At 68.1% G+C, this 19,874-nt stretch carries 18 protein-coding genes; 15 read left to right on the top strand and 3 right to left on the bottom strand.

What is annotated here, in order from left to right; genetic code table 11:
- The first annotated feature begins 95 nt into the window (after positions 1-95).
- From ABZ803_RS20505 to ABZ803_RS20470, 8 genes are all read left to right on the top strand, one after another.
- Positions 96-683 (top strand): hypothetical protein, encoded by a 588-nt coding sequence (locus ABZ803_RS20505; protein ID WP_357040366.1) that lies wholly within the window; start codon positions 96-98, stop codon positions 681-683.
- Between the two features lie 655 nt (positions 684-1,338).
- On the top strand, positions 1,339-3,792 hold the full coding sequence (locus tag ABZ803_RS20500) for an FHA domain-containing protein (RefSeq protein WP_357040363.1): 2,454 nt from the start codon (positions 1,339-1,341) through the stop codon (positions 3,790-3,792).
- Positions 3,793-4,099: 307 nt separating this feature from the next.
- Positions 4,100-5,575, top strand: coding sequence for a cytosine permease (locus tag ABZ803_RS20495; RefSeq protein WP_357040360.1), 1,476 nt, complete (start codon positions 4,100-4,102; stop codon positions 5,573-5,575).
- 128 nt (positions 5,576-5,703) lie between these two features.
- Positions 5,704-5,871 (top strand): CopG family transcriptional regulator, encoded by a 168-nt coding sequence (locus ABZ803_RS20490; protein ID WP_357040357.1) that lies wholly within the window; start codon positions 5,704-5,706, stop codon positions 5,869-5,871.
- Complete coding sequence (locus ABZ803_RS20485) at positions 5,868-6,209, top strand: VOC family protein (RefSeq protein ID WP_357040354.1); 342 nt, start codon at positions 5,868-5,870, stop codon at positions 6,207-6,209. The genes ABZ803_RS20490 and ABZ803_RS20485 overlap by 4 nt, the downstream gene beginning before the upstream one ends.
- Before the next feature lie 4 nt (positions 6,210-6,213).
- Positions 6,214-7,065: a class I SAM-dependent methyltransferase gene (locus ABZ803_RS20480; RefSeq protein ID WP_357040351.1), complete on the top strand. Its 852-nt coding sequence runs from the start codon at positions 6,214-6,216 to the stop codon at positions 7,063-7,065.
- 162 nt (positions 7,066-7,227) lie between these two features.
- Positions 7,228-7,581 carry a YrdB family protein gene (locus tag ABZ803_RS20475; protein ID WP_357040348.1) on the top strand — a complete coding sequence of 118 codons (354 nt, stop codon included), beginning with the start codon at positions 7,228-7,230 and terminating at the stop codon, positions 7,579-7,581.
- A 377-nt stretch (positions 7,582-7,958) separates the two neighbouring features.
- On the top strand, positions 7,959-9,734 hold the full coding sequence (locus ABZ803_RS20470) for a hypothetical protein (protein ID WP_357040346.1): 1,776 nt from the start codon (positions 7,959-7,961) through the stop codon (positions 9,732-9,734).
- 46 nt (positions 9,735-9,780) lie between these two features.
- On the opposite strand, the gene ABZ803_RS20465 is transcribed toward ABZ803_RS20470, so the two are convergent.
- A complete protein-coding gene (locus ABZ803_RS20465; RefSeq protein WP_357040343.1) occupies positions 9,781-10,719 on the bottom strand; it encodes an SDR family NAD(P)-dependent oxidoreductase in 939 nt (312 codons plus the stop codon).
- Between the two features lie 92 nt (positions 10,720-10,811).
- On the opposite strand from ABZ803_RS20465, the gene ABZ803_RS20460 reads away from it, so the two are divergent.
- From ABZ803_RS20460 to helR, 6 genes are all read left to right on the top strand, one after another.
- Positions 10,812-11,378 (top strand): helix-turn-helix domain-containing protein, encoded by a 567-nt coding sequence (locus ABZ803_RS20460; RefSeq protein WP_357040340.1) that lies wholly within the window; start codon positions 10,812-10,814, stop codon positions 11,376-11,378.
- A 477-nt stretch (positions 11,379-11,855) separates the two neighbouring features.
- On the top strand, positions 11,856-12,500 hold the full coding sequence (locus tag ABZ803_RS20455) for an ABC transporter permease (RefSeq protein ID WP_062970155.1): 645 nt from the start codon (positions 11,856-11,858) through the stop codon (positions 12,498-12,500).
- Positions 12,497-13,771 (top strand): ATP-binding cassette domain-containing protein, encoded by a 1,275-nt coding sequence (locus ABZ803_RS20450; protein WP_357040337.1) that lies wholly within the window; start codon positions 12,497-12,499, stop codon positions 13,769-13,771. The genes ABZ803_RS20455 and ABZ803_RS20450 overlap by 4 nt, the downstream gene beginning before the upstream one ends.
- Complete coding sequence (locus ABZ803_RS20445; protein WP_357040334.1) at positions 13,768-14,505, top strand: ABC transporter permease; 738 nt, start codon at positions 13,768-13,770, stop codon at positions 14,503-14,505. Before ABZ803_RS20450 ends, ABZ803_RS20445 begins: the two co-directional genes overlap by 4 nt.
- The gene (locus ABZ803_RS20440; RefSeq protein ID WP_357040331.1) at positions 14,502-15,485 is read left to right on the top strand and encodes a glycine betaine ABC transporter substrate-binding protein; all 984 of its coding nucleotides are present in this window, start codon (positions 14,502-14,504) and stop codon (positions 15,483-15,485) included. Before ABZ803_RS20445 ends, ABZ803_RS20440 begins: the two co-directional genes overlap by 4 nt.
- Positions 15,486-15,605: 120 nt before the next feature.
- The gene (gene helR / locus ABZ803_RS20435) at positions 15,606-17,828 is read left to right on the top strand and encodes an RNA polymerase recycling motor ATPase HelR (protein WP_357040724.1); all 2,223 of its coding nucleotides are present in this window, start codon (positions 15,606-15,608) and stop codon (positions 17,826-17,828) included.
- Here the strand turns inward: helR and ABZ803_RS20430 are convergent.
- Positions 17,813-18,148, bottom strand: a complete 336-nt coding sequence (locus tag ABZ803_RS20430) for a cupin domain-containing protein (protein WP_040872161.1) — start codon at positions 18,146-18,148, stop codon at positions 17,813-17,815. The genes helR and ABZ803_RS20430 overlap by 16 nt on opposite strands.
- Before the next feature lie 71 nt (positions 18,149-18,219).
- Here ABZ803_RS20430 and ABZ803_RS20425 point away from each other — a divergent pair, with 71 nt between their 5' ends.
- Positions 18,220-19,155, top strand: a complete 936-nt coding sequence (locus ABZ803_RS20425) for a helix-turn-helix domain-containing protein (protein ID WP_357040328.1) — start codon at positions 18,220-18,222, stop codon at positions 19,153-19,155.
- A gap of 115 nt (positions 19,156-19,270) precedes the next feature.
- Here ABZ803_RS20425 and ABZ803_RS20420 read toward each other — a convergent pair whose 3' ends face one another.
- Positions 19,271-19,858, bottom strand: a complete 588-nt coding sequence (locus ABZ803_RS20420) for an LppA family lipoprotein (RefSeq protein ID WP_357040325.1) — start codon at positions 19,856-19,858, stop codon at positions 19,271-19,273.
- Positions 19,859-19,874: the final 16 nt, after the last annotated feature.

The following is a 19,874-nucleotide window of genomic DNA, read 5'->3' as shown; positions in this document are numbered from 1 at the left end:
CAGGCGGCTACAGTCTGTCGACCTCGATGAGCACGCGGCCACCTTAGCACCGGGCTCGCACGCCTGTTCCTGCCGGTCGCGGATACGCTGACCCGGTGCCCATTTCGTTCGACACCGGTCGGATGCAGCAGGTCGACAACGCGACCTGGCGCGATCCCCGTACCGGTGACATGGTGAACGTGACGTACTTCGGCCTCGTCCCGGACCTGCCCGCACCGCTCGAGGACCTGACGACCCTGCGTCGTCGCCTGGCCGAGCGCAGCGCCGAGAACGGCTGCCTGATCGAAGCTTTCGTGGTGTGGCTGGACGCTCGGCCCGCGCTGTTGCGAATGGAGAAGCTGCCGTTGCCGAACCAGCCGCAAGGCTTGGTGTTCGCCGCGTCCGTGATCGTCCCGAAGGCCGACAGCAGCGCGGTGCTACAGATCCTTTGTCCCGAGTCCGGCACCACCGGTGTGCGCGAGGCCGTACTCGCGACGGAGATAGGTTTCGACAACATGTATCCGCCGCATCCCTACGCTCCCGAGGTGCGGGGGCGGCTGCCGTTCACCCTGGCCGACGACATCCGATGGGACGCGAAATTTCCCGACCATCCTCTCAGCCGTGCCCGCCGCTGGATCGCACACACCGTCCCGACCGCCCGGCTGGCCCCGGAATTCGCGGCCCTACCCCCATTCGCCGGCTGAGCGCTCGGTGACACCGACACTCACATGAAGGCCCTGCGCAACTTCCTACCGTGACGGCGACAGCAGGCATCTTCCCGCCAGTGGATCGGGTCTCGATCCGGCCGTATCAGACACCTCCGCAAGGATTTTGCTCGAAACGGCGCTCACCGGAGGTCGATCCGGCCGAGCCGAAGTGCCCCGGAACACGAATTCGTTGAGCGACCCGAAATCGTCGATAAGCGTCGGCGGGTGATGCGTCGGCGAATTCGAGGGACATGCGCGGCGCGATACCTCTTTCGAAGCGTCTGATAGGCCGAGTTATCGAAGCAGAACCGCTCTCAGCACAATGTGCCGAATTTTTCCGATGGTTCGAGTTCGGTTCCATCTTTCGCAGCGAAGCCGTATCTTTCGGCGCCCGTCGGCATTTCAGACCCGCATGATGTCGTCTTCGCCGAATAACGCCGAGTGACGAAAACACGCCAGATCGTGCGCCGGGTTCGCACCGATACGGATGGGGTAGCTCTTCGGCCCGTCCGGTGGGTATGAGCTGTTCGAACCGGGTCCGATGGGATAGCTCGGTAGCGCGGACGATGCCCGATGCGGCCGATCTCGCCCTGACGTCTCGGCGATGAACAACTCTTGCGGTGGTAGCACGGCCCGGTCGTATACTCGCAATATGGCGGATGAATCGTCCTCCACCGAATTTCCCGATGCGCCGGTTCTCGTGGTGCAGACCAGGGAACGCGTCTATCGGCTACGTGCCGGGGGCGCATATAACGTCGGCAGGGATCCAGAGGCCGACGTCGTCGTCACCGATCCGCGCGTATCTTCCTTGCATGCCGTTCTGGAACGGGATGCGGAAGGTTGGAAAATCGAGGACGCGGGCAGTCTGAACGGGACCTTTTTCGACGGTCACCGCGTCGAGGAGATGGTGATCGACCACGACGAGACGTTCCAGCTGGGTCACGCGATCGACGGCGAGCAGTTGGCCTGTTCTCTGGAAGGACAAGACGGGCGGCCCGCACCCGAGTCCGGTGGCGAGGCCGGTGGAGACACGATGCTCGTCCCCGATCCCGGCTACGACCTCGACGACGAAGCCACGGTCACGAAGTTCCTTCCGGGCCTCCCCCGGCGAGTTTCGCCTCCGACCGCCCATCCCACCGCGGTCGTCCGGATCACCGAACCCACGCTCCGGATCGGACGGTCCACCGACAACGACATCGTCACGCCCGACCTCATGGTCTCCCGCCATCACGCCGAGCTGCGCACGATCGGCGCGGGTAAGTACCGGATCGTCGACCTCGACAGCCACAACGGCACCTACGTCAACGGCTCCCGAGTCGAGGCCGCCGACCTCACCGACTTCGATTCGATCGGTCTGGGGCATACCACATTCCGGCTGGTCGGCGACGAGCTGCGCGAGTCCGTCGACACCGGTGAGGTGTCGGTTTCGGTGCAGAACCTCACGGTACGGACACCGGAAGGCAAAGTGCTCCTGGACGGGGTGGGGTTCCCCATCCCGCAGCGCTCGCTCGTCGGCGTCATCGGGCCGAGCGGGGCGGGCAAGTCCACTCTGCTCGGCGCGGTCACCGGATTGCGGCCCGCGACCGAAGGGACGGTCCGCTACGACGGACGCGACCTGTACACCGATTACGACGAGCTCCGGCACCGGATCGGACTGGTCCCGCAGGAGGACATCCTGCACAACCAGCTTCCGACGCGGCGCGCGCTGCTCTACGCTGCCGAGCTGCGCTTCCCCGGTGACACGGGACGCGAGGAGCGCGAGCAGCGGGTCGACGAAGTGCTCGAAGAACTGGGCCTGGCACGGCACGCGGATACCCGCATCGACAAGCTCTCGGGCGGTCAGCGCAAACGGGTGAGCGTCGCGCTGGAGTTGCTGACCAAACCGTCGCTGCTGTTCCTCGACGAACCGACCTCCGGTCTGGACCCCGGTCTGGACAAGACGGTCATGGAGATGCTGTCGGAACTGGCACACGACGGACGGACGGTCATCGTCGTCACCCACAGCGTGGCGAACCTCGATTCCTGTGACCGTCTGCTGGTCTTGGTGCCCGGCGGCAAACTGGCCTATTACGGACCGCCCGCCGAGGGTTTGCAGCAGTTCGGGAAGCGCACCTGGGCCGAGGTCTTCCAGGCATTCGACCGTGACGAGGAGCGCGACTGGGCCGGTGAATTCCGGGCTTCGCCACGCTTCGAGCAGTACGCGGCGGTCGCACCGACCGATGATGTCGGCCCCGCGGAAGTGCACGCACCTGCCCCACCGCCGGCGCCGCAGTCCAAGTTCAGCCAGCTCAGTACGTTGTGCAGGCGATATCTGGCGGTGATCGCCTCGGATCGCAGCTATCTGGCACTACTCGGCGTGATGCCCGTACTGCTGGGCGGCTTGATCGCCGCGGTGCCATCGGGCGAGGGGTTCATCGGGGCGCCGGGAACCAACGTCGATGCCCCGACCAAGCTCATGGTCCTGGCCTTCGCCGCCTGCTTCGTCGGCACCGGCAACTCGATTCGCGAGATCGTTAAGGAGCAGACGATCTACCGCAGAGAACGCGCCGCGGGTTTGTCGGCCGGCGTATATCTGATGTCGAAACTGCTGGTGCTCGGGGTGATCACCACCTTGCAGGCGGCGGTGCTGGTGTTGGTCGGCACGATCGGTGTGAGCATGCCGCCGAAAGGGCTTTTCACCTCCGTCGAGCTGGAGCTGATCCTCGCGATGGCGCTGCTCGGCATCGCGTCACTGGCTCTGGGCTTGCTGGTGTCGGTGGCGGTGAACACCTCGGAGAAGACGCTGCCGCTGCTGATCGTGCTCTCCATGGCGCAACTCGTACTCACGGGCGGGCTGGTGCGACTCCCCGGCACACCCGTGCTCGAGCAACTGTCCTACATCTCGCCGTCCCGCTGGGGGTTCGGTGCGGGAGCCGCCACACTCGACCTCGACACCCTCTCGCCGCACGATGGTGGACCGGACCCCTTGTGGAAACACACCCTCGGCACCTGGCTGCTCGATATGGGAGTCGTCGCCGGCCTCGGTGCCGTTTTTCTCGCCCTGGCCTGGTACCGCCTGTACCAGTTGCGCCCGCGGCGCCGCGGTGCACGCCGCCCCGGGCTTTGATCTCGCGGTAGTCGTTCGAGGCGGGTGACGGGACGCACTACACCGTCAGACAATGGCTCGCCATACAGGTCACATGTGCGCAGGAACCCCTCCAGGCACGTGAATGAAGGTGTCCCCCTGTGGGCTATCACCTTCGCCTCGCCCATTTCACCGCAGTTCACCCGCCCCCAGGCCGCCGAATAACTTGTCATGTCAATGAAGGTTCCATGCGATCAACATCACGCTTACACTGAGCCGTTATATAACGGCACGTTATCCAGGTGCGCGTGAACGGCTCGTTCGCCGCCCTCGACGAATGGATATCGACATGGTGGCGGCTCCGGCGAAACCTTCCGACTGGTCCTTCGAGCGCAAAGGCACCGAGTGGGTCGCCGATGAAGAGCGCCGAGGCAAACCCAGGACCCTTTTCTGGCCGTGGGCCGGTACCAGCTGCAATGTGCTCCTGGTTTCGTTCGGTCCGTACGTGACGGCGCTCGGTCTCGACTGGCATCTGGCCGCCCTGGCCGCGGCGATCGGTGCGGTCCTTTCCTTCCTGCTGCTGGCGCTGGTCTCGTTGGCCGGACAGCAAGGCGGGGCCGCGACCATGGTGGCCGGTCGGGCGGCGTTCGGATTCCACGGCAACAAGGTCCCGACCGCGATCAGCTATCTGGCGCTGGTCGGGTGGGAGACCTTCTCGGCCGTGCTGGCGACGCTCGCCGCTCGCACCGTGATGCGACGACTTGCCCCGGCGGCGGATACCAGACCGCTGATGGTCTTCACTCTTCTCACCGTCATCCTGGTGAGCACGGTGCTCGGAATCTACGGCTGTCACGTGATTCTGCGGATCCAGAAGTGGTTCGCCCTGACCTTCACCGCCCTTACCGTCGTCTACATCGCTCTGACTCTGCCCCGGATCTCGTTCGCCACGCACGGCCACGGCGGCCTGGGCACATTCGCGGGTGGAGTCCTGCTGATCGCCAGCTTGCTCGGTCTCAGCTGGGTCAACTGCGCGGCCGACTACACCAGGTATCTGCCTCGCGAAACCAGCAAACGCGCGCTGGTGGGGTGGGTCACCTTCGGCGGCACCGCCCCCGCGATCGTGCTGATGGGATTCGGAACACTGCTGGCGGCGGGCGATCCGGAAGTCGCGGCACTGGCCGAGACCGATCCGATCAGCGCCTTGTCGGCACATCTGCCCACTTGGTTCCTGGTGCCGTACCTGATCCTGGCGTTGGTCGGCTTCGTGTCCGGCTCCACCATCGGCCTGTACTCCTCGGGGCTCGCGTTGCAGACCTTGGGCGTGCGGATGCCTCGGCACTACACCGTGCTGATCGACGCGGTTCTGATCGCCTGCGCGGGCGGATATGTCGTTTTCGCCGCTCCGGGCTTCTTCGCCCCGTTCCAAGCCTTCCTGACCACCACGGCGGTCGTCATGGCCGCCTGGTCCGGGATCTTCGTGGTCGACCTCTGGCAGCGCCGCCGCGTCGGCTACGACCGGACAGCGCTGTTCAGTCCGCTCGGCGGCTACGGCGGGGTGAACCGCGCGGGGATCGGCTGCCTCTGCCTGGCGGTGATCGTCGGGTTCGGCCTGATCACTTCCCCCGATCCGCACATCGGCCCCCTTCTCGGATATCTGTTCACCCCCGCCGCCCGAGCGAGCGGCCTGGGCAGCAGCAACCTCGGCATCTTCGTCGCCCTTGTCCTTGCCGCGCTGGGATACGCGGCGCTGCATCGAGTGCGTCCGGTCGCCGAGCCACCCCTCGGCGAGAGCCGGGAAACCGAGCCGGTCCGTGTGGGTGCGTAGACGCGATCGTCGGCGAGGCTTCATCACTCCGGGTCCAGGCCTGACCGTCGTCTGACAGCAGCGTCCTCGGCGCTGTGCGACCGGTCGACCGAGTTGCTGCTAGCATGCTACCTTGCTAGCATCGTCCCATGGGCGAGGAAGTGAAGCAGTTCAACGTCTATCTGCCGGTCGAGTTGATCAAGCAGGTCAAGTACCGGGCGATCGAGTCGGAGATGTCGTTGTCGGCGCTGGTCACCGACGCGCTGCGCGCCTACCTCGCCGACGAGCAGTCACCGTCTGGAGAGGATCGACAATGACGACCGAGGGCATCGAGGCCGTATTCCTGGAGACCCACAACTGGGGCAGGATGGCGAAGTTCCTGCAGGGGTTGGGTTTCGCCATAGAGTTCGAGACCGATCACCATTCCGGCCAGTTCCGCAACGGCGACGGCCCATACGTCTTCGTCGCCGAGGTCCCGCCGACGCAGCAATCGCGCACCCGACTGGTGCTGAAGGTTCCGAGTTCGCGGGAATCTCCGGGCGACGGCGTGGAGATCGTCACCGGCTTCGAACCGACCCATTACGGCACCCAGGAGATGACCGTCCGCGACCCGGACGGGCGACTGTGGAGCCTGCAGGCGCCGGGCGAGGAGTGAGGCAATGACACACGAGACGCTCACGCCGGACAGCACCGCCGTCCGGGTGGCACTGTGGCGTGCCCTGCACGTCCTGGACGACCCGCCCCCGCACGTGTTCGACGATCTCACCGGTCTGCGCCTGGCCGCGCCCGAGGAGGGCTGGCGGCACCGGCCCGACATGGATCCGCAGACCACCGCGCCGATGCGCGCGGGCATCGTGTCCCGCGCCCGCTTCCTGGAGGATCTCCTCGCCGAGCAAGCCGAACGCGGCGTGGATCAGTACGTCGTACTCGGCGCGGGGCTGGACACCTTCGCCCAGCGCAGGCCCGACCTCGCCGCACGGTTCACCGTCTTCGAGGTCGACCAGCCCGGCCCCCAGGCGTGGAAACGGCGGCGTCTGACCGAACTCGGTTTCGACATCCCGCCGTGGCTGCGGCTGGTACCGGTCGATTTCGAGGTGGACGCGTGGTGGCGGCGACTGATCGAGGCCGGTTTCGACCCCACTCGCCCGGCCCTGGTCGCCTCCGCCGGCGTCTCGATGTACCTCACCCGCGAGGCGAACATCGCGACGCTGCGACAACTTTCGCAACTCGCGTCGGGTTCCACCCTGGCAACGACGTTCCTGCTGCCACTCGAACTCGTCGACGCCGACGAGCAACGACTACGCCGGTTCGCCGAAGAAGGCGCCCGCCGGTCCGGCACCCCGTTCCTCAGCTTCTTCCGGCCCGAGGAATTGGTGAAGCTGGCCGAAGACGCCGGCTTCGCCACCGCCCGGCACATCTCGTCCGCCGAGCTGACCACCCGCTACTTCGCCGACCGGGCCGACGGCCTGCGGCCGGCCGAATCGGAGCAGATCGTCATCGCGACGACTTGATCGGCGGCGACCGACCCCATGAACAGGATCGGAGTTCGAGCCGGCATTTCACAGATCCCGATGAGTTCTCGAACTCCACTCGGTCACGGCCGCCGCTTGACCTGCCGCCTATCAAATGAGAGCATTGCTCTCTAGAGAGAGCGATAGTCACTGGAGGTAGCTATGTTCGGCACTGTCAAAGCGCTCAATGCGGTCCTGATGTTCTTCTTGGAACTGAGCGTGCTGGCGAGTGCCGGGTACTGGGGTTTCACCGCGAATGCGCAGTGGCCGATCAAGGTGGCGGCAGGCATCGGCGCGCCGGTGCTCCTGGGGGTGCTGTGGGCGCTGTTCGCAGCCGGCGGCGGGACCAATGCCACCTTCCCGCTGCACGGCCCAGTTCGGATGCTCTTCGAACTGGCGTGGTTCGGCGCCGGTGCGGTGGCGCTCTACGGCGCCACGTCTCTGCCGCCTGCCGCGATCCTGTTCGCCTGCTATCTGCTCAATGGCGTACTGCGCCTCGCGTGGAATCAGGTGTAGTCCGGAAGGCCGGGCCGGGGCCGGGATGTTGGAACATATCCGCCGCCGCAGCTCGGTGACCGCGGTCGACACCAGGGACGCACGCTCGCTCGAAGCACTCGCGCTGCTCCATGCCGTCAGGTCCTGAGCCCGAAGGCGCCGGAACGCCGGTTCCGGCGTCGGACTCGCGGCTGCGCGCGAACGACGAGTCCGCGCGGCGACTGCTCGGCCTCGACGCATATGGGTGGTGCCCCAGAGCTGACCGTCAGCGTTTTGGGAGGTTTCGTAGGCGCTTCGACCGACGTTGACAGCTGGTGGCGGTCGCCTTATGTTTCATCGCGCCGACACGGAATGTGCCGGTGACACAGCTGCTCCGCTGTCGTGACGAGAGGTCGTCGATGTCGGCACAATCGTTGACGAGCCACGGTCGGTTCGGCAGACATCGTGACGGTGTTCTGCGTTTCCTGAAATCCGGCATGGTGACCACCGCGCTGGTCGTCGCGATCGCGGCGCCGAGTGCGAAGGCGCAGCCGAACGGGCCGGAACGTACCGAGACAGCGGTCGCTTCCTCATCGCCGATCACAACCGTGGCGGAATCGGTTGTCACCCTGCGAATTCCCTTGCCGGAGTCGGTCGGGCCGCATCCAGCCGCCTGCGACCGGCTGTCGTATCTGCGCTACCGGGATGCCGCGGGCCCGGCCCGCTCGGCGGACGCCGACGCCGTTCTGGTGGCGCAACCGGGGATCTTCGAAGGCGCGGGCGCGTTCGACAGCGTCGCGCGCAATACCGTTGCCGCGGCGGCGAAGCAGGGCAGGCATCTGGAGTTCTGGGCGTTGGATCGTCGCTCCAACTGCCTGGAGGACCATCTCGGCATGCGGGCTGGTCTCGCATCGCGCGACGTGCACCTCGCGATCGATTACTACTATCGCGACACCGATATCGACGGCCACCGCTTCGGCGGCGTGGTGCCGAACGAGCAGCTCGGGTGGCTCGGTCGGGTCGGCGTGGCACAAACGGTGCAGGACCAATACGATCTGCTCACCGCCGAACTGCCGGATCCGGCATCGCGCAAGCGAAAGACGCTGTGCGGTGGTCATTCCCTCGGCGGGGTGATCACCGCGTTCTTCGCCGAATGGGATTTCGGCGGGGTCGCGGGCGCCGACCAGTGCGCCGGCTATTTCGCCCTCGACTCCTCGATAGACACCTCGCTGTCCGCCCTCAACGGCATCCCCGACATCCTCGACCTCTCCATCGGCGGCATCGGCTCCGCCGCGGCGGAGGCCGCCCTCGACGGCGGTGCGATCCCCCGCGTACTGGCCCTGCCCGCGGTCATCAATCCGGAGACGATGAACCTGCTCGGCATCGCGGGGCTGGCCGCGTATCTCGCACCCCACACCGAATCCGACCTGGCGGCTTACGTTCCCAGCAGCCTCAACCAGGAGGCCACCTACCGCGTGCTGGTGTCGCGGAATGTGGCGGCCGCCGCCACCGGCTCGCCGTCGGTGCGCGATTTCCGGATCACCAATGCCGCCGCGCTCGGAGCGTTCCTCGATGCCAACTCTCAGCCGCTGGCCCTGCTGCAAGCCGGATTCGGCTTCTTCGACGGCGGCACCGTAGTGGACAAGGACTTCCCGCTTCCCGGTGACGTCGCCGCGGTCCCGGCGCTGCGCGGGCTCACCGGCATGTTGTTCGGCCCGGATCGCAAAGCCATCCCGGATCAGCCGAACGGCCCCCTCTACACCTGGCGCGACTACGACGACCCGGCCGTGGCCGCGGGCGCGGCCGACCGCCACGGCGTACCGTTCACCGACGCCACCCATGAGGTCACCGATATCGCGGATCTCTCGCGCAGCCTGGCGGCGCAACCGCTGGACTTCACCGAGTGGTATTTCCCGATGAGACTCGCGTTCGACGTCTTCCAGTCGCAGGCACCCGAGCTCACGCGCCACCGCACGCACCCCGGCGGCATCTTCGCCAATCCGACGATCAACCTGATCGGCGGCGCCGGAGTGGTCGTCGCGGCCGGGGCGCGTGGTCACGGCGAGACGGTGACAGCCCCCGGCTACCACCACATCGACGTGCTCACCGCCGCCGCGAGACAATCCGGCGGGCAACCGGAGGTCATCTCCACCAATCTGGCTCGCTTCGCCCTCGAACGCGTCGATCGGCCCTGATCCCCGGCGCCCTGCCAGCGGCATCCGGCCCTGAGAAGGCGTGGCCTCAGGCGGACAGCATCTCGCTCGATACCCGCCACAGCCGCGCGGCGGCGTCGGGATCGAGCGCGTACGCGGCGACCCCGTTGCGGGCGCTGAGCACGCCGACCTCGGCTTCGCCGCAGTCCTCGAAGTAGCGTCCCCCGACGCCATCGAGCAAGGGCGACGTCGCCACCAGAACGGAGGTGGCCGCGCCCTGCTCCGGCGTCTTCCACATCATGCGCGGCCCGCCCGCGGCAGCTCGGAGCTGCGCGAGTTCCTCGTCGGACACGTGGCGCTGCAGATTGGTGCGGATTCCGCCGGGCATCAGCGCGTTGGCCGTGATGCCGTCTTCGGCCCATCGCCGGGTCGCCTCCACGGCGAACAGCACGTTGGCCGTCTTGGACTGCCCGTAGGCAGACCACGGATCATAGGGGCGGCGCTCGAAGTGGATGTCGTCGAAGACGACCGGTGACCGATGATGCGCACTGGAACTCACCGACACGACGCGCGCACCGCCCGCCGCGGCCAGTGCCCCGTGCAGGCCGGTGGCCAGCGCGAAGTGGCCGAGGTGGTTGGTGGCGAACTGCATCTCCCAGCCCTGCGGTGTGCGCGACAGCGGCGCGGCCATCACACCGGCGTTGTTGATCAGCATGTGCAGCGGCCCATCCCATCCGGCCACGAACGCCGCGACGGACGCCTGATCGGACAGATCGAGCGAAGCGACCAGCACCCGCTCGTTACCGGTGGTGCCTGCGATGTCGGCCGCGGTGCGCCGCCCCGCTTCGAGGTTGCGGACCGCGAGGGTCACCTCGGCACCGGCCCCGGCCAACGCGCGCGCGGTCTCGATGCCGATTCCGGACGAGCCGCCGGTGACGATGGCCCGCCGCCCGGTGAGGTCGATCCCCGCGATCACCTCCGCGGCGGTCGATTCGGCGGTGAACGGGGTGATGATTCGGTCGGTCATGACAGGTCCCATCTCGGTTAGACTCGAACCGGAGGACACTCCGGTACTCCCTACAACCGGAGGATCCTCCGCTTTGTTCCCGGGAGGACTCGATGACATCCGCACGCCCGCTGCGCGCCGACGCGCGACGCAACCGAGACCGGTTGCTCGAGGTCGCCGTGCGCGCGTTCTCCCACGAGGGACCGGAGGTCACGCTCGAAGCCATCGCCAGAGAAGCGGGCGTCGGCATCGGCACGCTGTACCGCCATTTCCCCACCCGCGAGGCGCTCATCGACGCCGCCTACCGCAACGAACTCGCTCGGCTGTGCGATTCGGTCGACGATCTGGTGACCGCCCTCCCGCCGGACCAGGCGTTGCGCAGGTGGATGGACCGTTTCGTCGACTACATGACCGCCAAACGCGGGATGGGCGACGCGCTGCGCGCACTCATCGCCTCCGGTGGCAACCCGTTCTCCGAGAGTCGCGACCGCCTGACCGCCGCGGTCGCCACCCTGCTCCGAGCCGGAGCGTCGGCCGGAACACTGCGGTCGGACGTCGCACCCGAGGACGTGCTCGTCGGCCTCAGCGGCATCTCGCTCGCCACCGAGAACGCGGAACGCCGGGAACAGGCGGGCCGCCTGCTCGATCTGCTCGTCGACGGCTTACGTCCCCGCCCCTGAGCCCTGGCCGCGGGCGGGCGGCACCGGGTGCTCACTCCGCCACGGACTCCAACCCGCTCCTTGATCGACCGGCCTCTCCCGCTCCTGCGTCGAATAGAGTGAGCAACGCCACCACATCGGCGGCGGCTCCCTCGCCCGCCTGAAATCCGCGGGCCGGGTCACCCGCCGCGCCTTCGCACCAACCCTGGCAGCCCGGACACCGCATCGAGCCCCCGCATGGTTTGTCGTTGAAGTCGCCTATTTCGATCCGGGTGACCGTAATGCTGGCCGGGCCGGGGTGAGCGTGGTTTTCTCTGAGCCGATCGTCGGGTTCGAGCGAAAGGCTCTGTGATGAATGACCGTGTTGTCCGGCGATTCGCCCTCCGCGCGCCGTCGGGAATCGACCGCGCGGCATCGTTTACTCTTTGACGGCTCGCGCCCCCGGACGACCGATCGCAGACAGGTACGGCCTGATCTTCGGCTGACGATGGGAATCCCGTGAATCTATGGAACTACATCCGAGGGCGGGGCGAAGTTCTTGCGTTCCTCACATATCAGCACGCCTCCCTGGCGTTCCAGACGGTCTTGGTCGGAACGGTCGTCGCCGTCCTCGTCGCGGTGGCCGTATACCGACTCCCGCTGTTGTCCGCGCTTTCGCTCACCTCCAGCCGGGTGGCGCTGACGATTCCCTCGCTGGCGCTGCTGGCGATCCTGCTGGTCCCCTTCGGACTGGGTGTGGTCCCGTCCTTCGTGATGCTCGCGTTCTTCGCGGCGTTGCCGGTGATCGGCAACGCGATCGTGGGTTTGCGGTCGGTGCCCGCCTCGGTCGTCGAATCCGCGCGCGGGATCGGCTTTTCGCGATGGCGCATTCTGCTCACCGTCGAATTGCCGATCGCCTGGCCGGTGATCCTCACCGGCATCAGGGTGTCCACCCAGATGATCGTGGGTGTCGCCGCCATCGTCGCCTATGTCCTCGGACCGGGCCTGGGATCGCTGATCTTCAACGGCCTTTCCCGCCTCGGCGGCGCGAACGCCCTGGAGATGGCGCTGACCGGCACCATCCTCATCGTCATCATCGCGCTGGTGTTCGACGCGCTCCTCGTCCTGCTCGGACGCCTCACGATCGCAAAGGGACTGTCATGACCGACGATGTGACCAGTCAGCCCGCGCCGGAGCGCAACGTCACCGGTGCGTCCATCGCGCTGGACTCGGTCGTCAAGCGCTACAAGGGCCAGCAGAAGCCGGCGGTGGAGCGTCTCGACCTGGAGATCGAGGCGGGTGACATCGTCGCGTTCGTCGGCCCCTCCGGATGCGGCAAGACGACCACCCTCAAGATGATCAACCGGCTGATCGAGCCGACCGAGGGCCGGATCTTCATCGGCGGCCGCGACGTCACCAGGGAGGACCCCGACAAGCTGCGGCAATCGATCGGGTATGTGATCCAGTCCGGTGGCCTGTTCCCGCATTGGACGGTCGCCAAGAACGTCGGCGCCATCCCGCGGGTGCTCGGGTGGGACAAGAAGCGGATCGCCGAACGCACCGAGTACCTGCTCGATCTGGTCGGTCTCGACCCGGGCACCTTCGCCGACCGGCTGCCGAAGGACATGTCCGGCGGCCAGCAGCAGCGGGTCGGCGTCGCGCGCGCGCTCGCGGCGGACCCGCCGGTACTGCTCATGGACGAGCCCTTCGGCGCGGTCGACCCGATCACCCGGGTTCGCCTGCAGGACAGCCTGATCGCGATCCAGCACGAACTCGGTAAGACCATCGTGCTGGTCACCCACGACTTCGAGGAGGCGACCAAGCTCGGCGACAAGGTGCTCATCCTGTCCGAGGGGGGTCACGTCGAGCAGTACGCGAGCCCCGAGGAGATCCTCACCGATCCGGCCACGCCGTTCGTGGAGGAGTTCGTGGGCTCCGGCGCGAAGCTGGCGTATCTGACCGTGTCCCGGGTGCGCGACGTCGCCTACGACGAGGTGATCACCGCTCGCGTCGGCGAGTCGGCGCACAGCGTGATCGAGCGCGCGAAGGCCGCCGGACAGACCTGGGTCGTCGTCGTCGACGAGGCCGGACGGCCGCGGTCGTGGCCCTCGCTCGGCGAGCTGGCGACCAAACCGGAGGTCTCCGACTACCTCGATCGGCGATTGCCCGTCATCGCACGATCCTCGACCCTCAACGACGCGCTCGACGCCATGCTCGCCACCAGCCAGGGCGCCGCGCTCGTCACCGACGGTCGCGGCGCGGTCCTCGGCTCGCTCGGTATCGGCACGGTCACGGAGGTGATCCGGAACAAGCTCGCCGAGGGGCGCGGCGACGAGGAGGACCTCTCCTACACGACCTATGTCGACGGGACCGACCCGGCGCCGACCCCGGTGGTCGCCGCCGACGACGAACCCGGATCGGCCGGGCAGTCATGAGCCGCCTGCGCCGCGTCCCGCTCGACGTGTGGTTCGAACCGATCATCATCCTCGTCATCGGTGTCGGATACGTCATCTGGTATCGCTCGACGACGTTCACGCCGACGGAGAAGGCGTCCCTCGGCTGGGCCAACCTCCAGACGACGATCCTTCAGCACGTGAAGCTGACCGTGGTGGCCACGGTGATCGTGGTGGTCGTCGCGATCCCGCTGGGCATCGCGCTGACCCGGCCCGCGTTTCAGCGGCTCGAGCCCGTCGCCGTCAACATCGCCAATATCGGCCAGGCCGCACCTGCCGTCGGCCTGCTCGTCTTGTTCACCTTCTGGCTGGGCACCGGATTCCGCACGGCGATCGTCGGTCTCGTCGTGTACGCGGTGCTGCCGATCCTGCAGAACACGATCGTCGGGCTTCGGCAGGTCGATCAGCGCACGATCGAGGCGTCGCGGGGCATCGGTTATTCCGCTTCGCGGACCCTCTTCCAGGTCGAGCTGCCGCTCGCGGTGCCGGTGATCCTCAACGGGGTGCGCACCGCGCTGGTGATCCTGGTCGGCACCGCGACGCTGAGCACGTTCATCGGCGCGACCAGCCTCGGCACGCTGATCACGACCGGGGTCACCCTCTTCCTGCCGAAACTGCTCGTCTCCGGCGCGGTTCTGGTCGGGCTCCTGGCCTTGCTCATCGACTGGCTCGGCAGGCTGGTGGAACTGGCCGCGACCCCACGGGGCATCTCATGAGATCGCCGCGAGCACGAGTGGTCACGGTGCTGTCCGCGCTCGTCGTAGCCGCGATGCTCGCCGGGTGCGGCCTGGTGAGCTCGTCGGGAACCTTCCACGCCGCGCGCCTGCCGGACGGTGCGCGGCCGCTGGACGGGGCGAAGCTCGTCGTCACCTCGAAGAGCTTCACCGAGGGCGTGTTGCTGGGCAAGATCACCGCGACCTACCTGGCCGCGGCGGGCGCGGACGTCACCGACCTGACCGGGGCGCCGGGTTCCGCCTCGTCTCGGCAGGCCCAGCTCAACGGTGACGCCGACGTGCTCTGGGAGTACACCGGCACCGGCTGGGTCAACTACCACAACCAGACCGAGACGATCTCGGACCCGCACGAACTCTGGCAGCGCGTCCACGACATCGAGAAGCGTGACCACGACCTGGAGTGGCTGCCGCCCGCCGAGTTCAACGACACCTACGCGTTCGGCGCGTCGACGCCGACCGCCGAACGCCTGAACGTCCGGTCGCTGTCGGACGTGGCGGCGCTCCCCGTCCCCGATCGGACGTTCTGCGTCGACGACGAATTCTTCAGCCGCTCGGACGGTTTCATTCCGATGCTGCGGAAGTACGGGATCCCCTACAACGATCCGAACGGTGTGCCGTCCGGCAACGTCACACGGATGGACGCCGGTGTCGTCTACACGGCCACGGCCAAGAGCACCCCGTGCAATTTCGGCATGATCTACACCACCGACGGCCGGGTGAAGAACCTGAATCTGGTCGTGCTCGACGACGACGAGAAGTTCTTCCTGCCCTACAGCGGCACGGCGGTCGTGCGCGGCGCGATCATCGACCGCTATCCGCAGTTACGCACTCTGCTCGCAACGATTTCCGAGCACCTCACCGACGAACTGATGCAAGACCTCAACGGCCGCGTCGACATCGATGGTGAGGATCCGGCCGACGTCGCTTACGACTGGCTGAAGAGCGAGAAGCTGATCCGGTAGAAGGCGGTCAACCTCTTTCCACTCCCAATCTATAGCGCACCCGGGGGCTTGCGGCAAGACCCGGGTCATGCCGCAGAATCGCTGGCCGTGGCCAGAACCTGCGGAAATGGGAGTAGCGAAATTCGGTACGAAGACGAATTGCGGTCCGAGCGCGACTACGTGGCCGGGCTCTACACGCGGCTCGACGCCGAGCGCGCGCGGGTGAAAGGTCGCTACGCCGCGGCGTTGCGGGGAACCGGCGGGACGCCGATGGAACGCGATGTCGAGGTGCGCGCGCTGGCCAAGGAGGCGAAGCGGCTGGACGTGGCGGACGACGGCCTGTGTTTCGGCCGGTTGGACAGCCTCTCGGGCGAACACTCCTACATCGGCCGGATCGGCCTTTTCGACGAAGAGAACGAGTACGAACCGCTGTTGCTCGATTGGCGCGCCCCGGCCGCGCGCGCGTTCTACGTCGCCACCGCCGCCAGCCCGGAGAACATGCGCAGACGCCGCCAGTTCCATACTCGCGGGCGCACCGTGGTCGATTTCACCGACGAGGTGCTCGGCCGCCCCGGTGGTGGCGAGCGAGGCGACGCGGCGTTGCTCGCGGCGGTCGACGCGCCCCGCGGTACCGGCATGCGTGACATCGTGGCGACGATCCAGGCCGAGCAGGACGAGATCATCCGGCTCGACCACCCCGGTGTGCTGGTGATCGAGGGTGGCCCCGGCACCGGGAAGACGGTGGTGGCGCTGCACCGCGTCGCGTACCTGCTCTACACCCAGCGGGAGCGGATGGAACGCAACGGTGTGCTCGTGGTCGGTCCCAACCCGGCGTTCCTCGATCACATCAGCCGCGTTCTACCGTCGCTGGGCGAGACGAACGTCGTGTTCACGACCACCGGCGACCTGGTGCCCGGTCTGCGCGTCACCGCAGAGGACACCCCGGAGGCCGCCCGGCTCAAAGGCTCGCTGCGGATCCTGGACGTGCTCGCGGCAGCGGTGGCCGATCGGCAGCGGCTGCCGGAGCAGCCGCTGCCGATCGAACTGACCGACGTCACGGTGCGCATCGACGCCGAGACCGCGGAGTGGGCCAGGGAGGAGGCGCGCGCGAGCGGCCGGCCGCACAACGAAGCCCGCGCGGTGTTCTGCGAGATCGTCACCTGGGTGCTCACCGAACGAGCGATAGCCCGGATCGGCCGAGGCTGGCTGACCCGCGAGGAGCGCGAAGCATGGGAGAACCTGCGCGCCGACCTGATCGCCGAACTCGCGGACAACGACCGGTTCACCGCCGCACTCGACGAACTCTGGCCGATCCTGACGCCGGAGGCTCTGCTGGCGCAGCTGTACGAGTCCCCGGAGCGCTTGGCGGCGGCAGGCGCCGACGAGGCGCTGTGGCGCGCCGACGGCGATGACTGGACGGTGTCGGACGTGCCGCTGCTCGACGAGCTGGTCGATCTGCTCGGCCGCGAGAAGCCGGACGACCGCGCGGCACAGCGGGAACAGCAGGCCGAGGCCGCGTACGCGGCGGGCGTGCTGGACCTCCTCGTCAGCCGTGCGGACCTGATGGACGACGAGGATCACCTGCTGGCCCAGGACATGCTCTACGGGCACGATCTGGCCGATCGCTTCCTCGAGCGCGACACTCGCGAACTCGCCGAACGCGCCGCCGCGGACCGGGACTGGACCTACCGGCACGTCGTGGTCGACGAGGCCCAGGAGCTGTCCGAAATGGACTGGCGAGTGCTGATGCGGCGCTGCCCCGGCCACTCCTTCACGGTGGTCGGCGATCTCGCCCAACGCCGGTCGGTCGCCGGAGCGACCTCGTGGCACACGATGCTCGAGCCGTATGTGCCCGGCCGCTGGGTCTATCGGTCGCTGTCGGTGAACTACCGCACCCCGGCCGAGATCATGTCCGTCGCCGCCGCGCTGCTCGCCGAGTTCGCGCCAGGGGTGCAACCACCGGAGTCGGTTCGCGCGTGCGGCGTCCAGCCGTGGTCCAGGCGGGTCACCGAGCACGAATCAGCCACGGCCATCGCGGATTTCGTCCGCGAGGAAGCCGGTCGCGAAGGCACCAGCGTCGTGATCGGGCCGCCGGATGTGCCGGGCGCGGTGGCGGCGTCGGAGACCAAAGGCCTGGAGTACGACGCCGTCCTGGTCGTGGAACCGGAACGGATCCTCGCCGAAGGACCACGCGGAGCGGCCGAACTCTACGTCGCCCTCACCCGCGCCACCCAGCGTCTCGGCGTCCTGCACCGGGGTCCATTGCCGCAGGCCCTGACCGGGCTGGCCGAATACGGTGCGGCGGGCGGCCGCGACCGCTACCTCCCGAGCGGAGACCTCTCGCACTCCTACCCTTCCGGGTAGAAGACGAACAGCGTGCAGCCGGTCGTGGTCGCGGGCACATGCCACGACCCGGCCGGGGCGTGCAGAAAGGTCCCGGCCGGGTAGTCGCGTGCGCCGTCGTTGAACGTGCCCGCGACCACGTAGACCTCCTCCGGGCCGGGCTCGTGGACATCGCGGCGCGGCCACGAGGTACCCGGGTCCATCTCCAGCACGTTGGCCTGCGCTCCGGAGGGGCCTTTCCAGAGGTGACGTAGCCGGATGCCGGGGAAGAGTTCGCGGACCGGGGATTCGGTGACGGAGACGGAGGTGTAGCCCTCCTGGGCGAGGATCTCGGGGTGCATGCCTCCCACGGTGCCGCGCGCGGCGACGCCGGGTAAGTGTCCGGTCAGTCATCACAGGGTACTTTTTTGCCATGCATCGTGTGGTGGCCCTGGTGCGGCCGGTGCAGTCGACGTTCGAACTCGGCTGCGCCGCCGAAGTATTCGGGACCGAGCGGGCCGGTGTGCCGCAGTACTACGAGTTCGAGGTGTGCGCGGAGACGCCGGGCCCGGTCGCGACGACGTCCGGCTACGCGCTGTCGGTCTCGCGGGGACTCTCGGCACTGGCCTCCGCGGACACCGTGCTGATCCCCGGCTGGTCGCCGGTGGACGCACCGCTACCCGACCGCGTGCGCCGCGCGCTGCTACGGGCGCACGCTCGTGGGGCGCGGCTCGTGACGATCTGCTCCGGGGTGTTCGCGCTGGCCCGCACAGGGTTGCTGAACGGGCGTTCGGCGACAACGCACTGGGCCCGCGCCGCCCAGCTGGCACGGGAGTTTCCCGAGGTTCGCGTGGAGCCGGATGTGCTCTACGTGGACCACGGCGATGTCGCTACGAGCGCCGGTGCCGGCGCGGGTATCGACCTGTGCCTGCACTTGGTCCGGCGCGACCACGGCGCCGCCCACGCCGCGCTCATCGCGCGGCACATGGTGATGCCCCCGCACCGCGAAGGCGGCCAGGTACAGTACGCCCCGCCCCCACCGCCCGCCGACGCGCTGGACGGCCTCCTCGAATGGGCCGGAGCGCGCCTGGCGACACCGCTGTCGGTGGGCGATCTGGCCGCACATCTCAGCGTCTCGCCCCGCACGCTGGCCCGGCGCTTCGCCGAACAGCTCGGCACGAGCCCCGGCGCGTGGCTGCTGTCGCGCCGGGTGGCCGAGGCGCGCCTGCTGCTGGAGGAAACCGACCTGCCGGTGGAGGCGATCGCGGCGCGTGTCGGCCTCACCTCGGCGGTGAATCTTCGCCGCCGCTTCCGTGCCCGGGTGGGCACCACCCCGGGCGCCTACCGGCGAGCGTTCCGAAGCCCGTAGCACCCCGTCGACGTGCGCACCGCTCGGTCGGCACAACGAGGTCGACGCGCGGGATGTGCGGCCGGAAGAGTTGCGCTGGAGCGGTTCCCGGCACCGCAGACGACGGGTGGCAGCCTCACCCAGCCGGGCGCTCGCTCGCGGGCAGCCGGCAGCCCACGGTCGCGGTGATCGTCATCGACCGGGTGTCCGCGAACACCGACAGCTCGGTGTTGCTGTCCCACTCCGCACCATCGGCACCCTCGAACGTGACGTGCCGGTCCGGCGAGGAACTACCGCCGGGCAGCATGTCGGTCGCACCCACCGACGCGGCCAGCTCGCGCGCCGTCTCCTGAAACCCCGCCCACGCTTCCTCGGGCAGCGAGCCGTCGGCTCGATAGCGCGGCAGGACGACGCGCCTGCCGCCGGTGTGCTCGTACGGGCCGTAACAAGGGCCGAGGGCTCGCTCCTCGCTGCGGGTCCACCGCAGCGCCGGTTCGATCGCCGAGGCAGCGGCCGCGATCTGCTCGACCACCGCCGCCACCTGCCGCTCCGCAACCTCCGAAGCCGGCAAGGCGGCCAATTCGGCTGTCGCCGTGGCGATCTCCTCGGCGGACGGCGGCGGCGCGGGCTCCCCGAGCAGGGTGGCGCATCCGCCCGTCGAAACCACCACCGCGAGTGCGGCGGACCAGCGCAGTGCGGCGGCAGGCCCGCGCCGTCCGGTCATCATCGCCTCCCGCCAT

Source organism: Nocardia sp. NPDC047648, assembly GCF_040642815.1.
GTDB classification, from domain to species: domain Bacteria; phylum Actinomycetota; class Actinomycetes; order Mycobacteriales; family Mycobacteriaceae; genus Nocardia; species Nocardia gamkensis.
The sequence above is the reverse complement of the archived record's forward strand: the minus strand, read 5'-3'. Positions and strand labels throughout refer to the sequence as shown.

Bases quoted from the DNA above. Each gene is read 5' to 3' on its own strand.
- ABZ803_RS20500 (WP_357040363.1), top strand. From the start codon at position 1,339: ATGGCGGATGAATCGTCCTCCACCGAATTTCCCGATGCGCCGGTTCTC.
- ABZ803_RS20495 (WP_357040360.1), top strand. From the start codon at position 4,100: ATGGTGGCGGCTCCGGCGAAACCTTCCGACTGGTCCTTCGAGCGCAAA.
- ABZ803_RS20490 (WP_357040357.1), top strand. From the start codon at position 5,704: ATGGGCGAGGAAGTGAAGCAGTTCAACGTCTATCTGCCGGTCGAGTTG.
- ABZ803_RS20485 (WP_357040354.1), top strand. From the start codon at position 5,868: ATGACGACCGAGGGCATCGAGGCCGTATTCCTGGAGACCCACAACTGG.
- ABZ803_RS20480 (WP_357040351.1), top strand. From the start codon at position 6,214: ATGACACACGAGACGCTCACGCCGGACAGCACCGCCGTCCGGGTGGCA.
- ABZ803_RS20475 (WP_357040348.1), top strand. From the start codon at position 7,228: ATGTTCGGCACTGTCAAAGCGCTCAATGCGGTCCTGATGTTCTTCTTG.
- ABZ803_RS20470 (WP_357040346.1), top strand. From the start codon at position 7,959: ATGTCGGCACAATCGTTGACGAGCCACGGTCGGTTCGGCAGACATCGT.
- ABZ803_RS20465 (WP_357040343.1), bottom strand. From the start codon at position 10,719: ATGACCGACCGAATCATCACCCCGTTCACCGCCGAATCGACCGCCGCG.
- ABZ803_RS20460 (WP_357040340.1), top strand. From the start codon at position 10,812: ATGACATCCGCACGCCCGCTGCGCGCCGACGCGCGACGCAACCGAGAC.
- ABZ803_RS20450 (WP_357040337.1), top strand. From the start codon at position 12,497: ATGACCGACGATGTGACCAGTCAGCCCGCGCCGGAGCGCAACGTCACC.
- ABZ803_RS20445 (WP_357040334.1), top strand. From the start codon at position 13,768: ATGAGCCGCCTGCGCCGCGTCCCGCTCGACGTGTGGTTCGAACCGATC.
- ABZ803_RS20440 (WP_357040331.1), top strand. From the start codon at position 14,502: ATGAGATCGCCGCGAGCACGAGTGGTCACGGTGCTGTCCGCGCTCGTC.
- ABZ803_RS20430 (WP_040872161.1), bottom strand. From the start codon at position 18,148: ATGCACCCCGAGATCCTCGCCCAGGAGGGCTACACCTCCGTCTCCGTC.
- ABZ803_RS20425 (WP_357040328.1), top strand. From the start codon at position 18,220: ATGCATCGTGTGGTGGCCCTGGTGCGGCCGGTGCAGTCGACGTTCGAA.
- ABZ803_RS20420 (WP_357040325.1), bottom strand. From the start codon at position 19,858: ATGACCGGACGGCGCGGGCCTGCCGCCGCACTGCGCTGGTCCGCCGCA.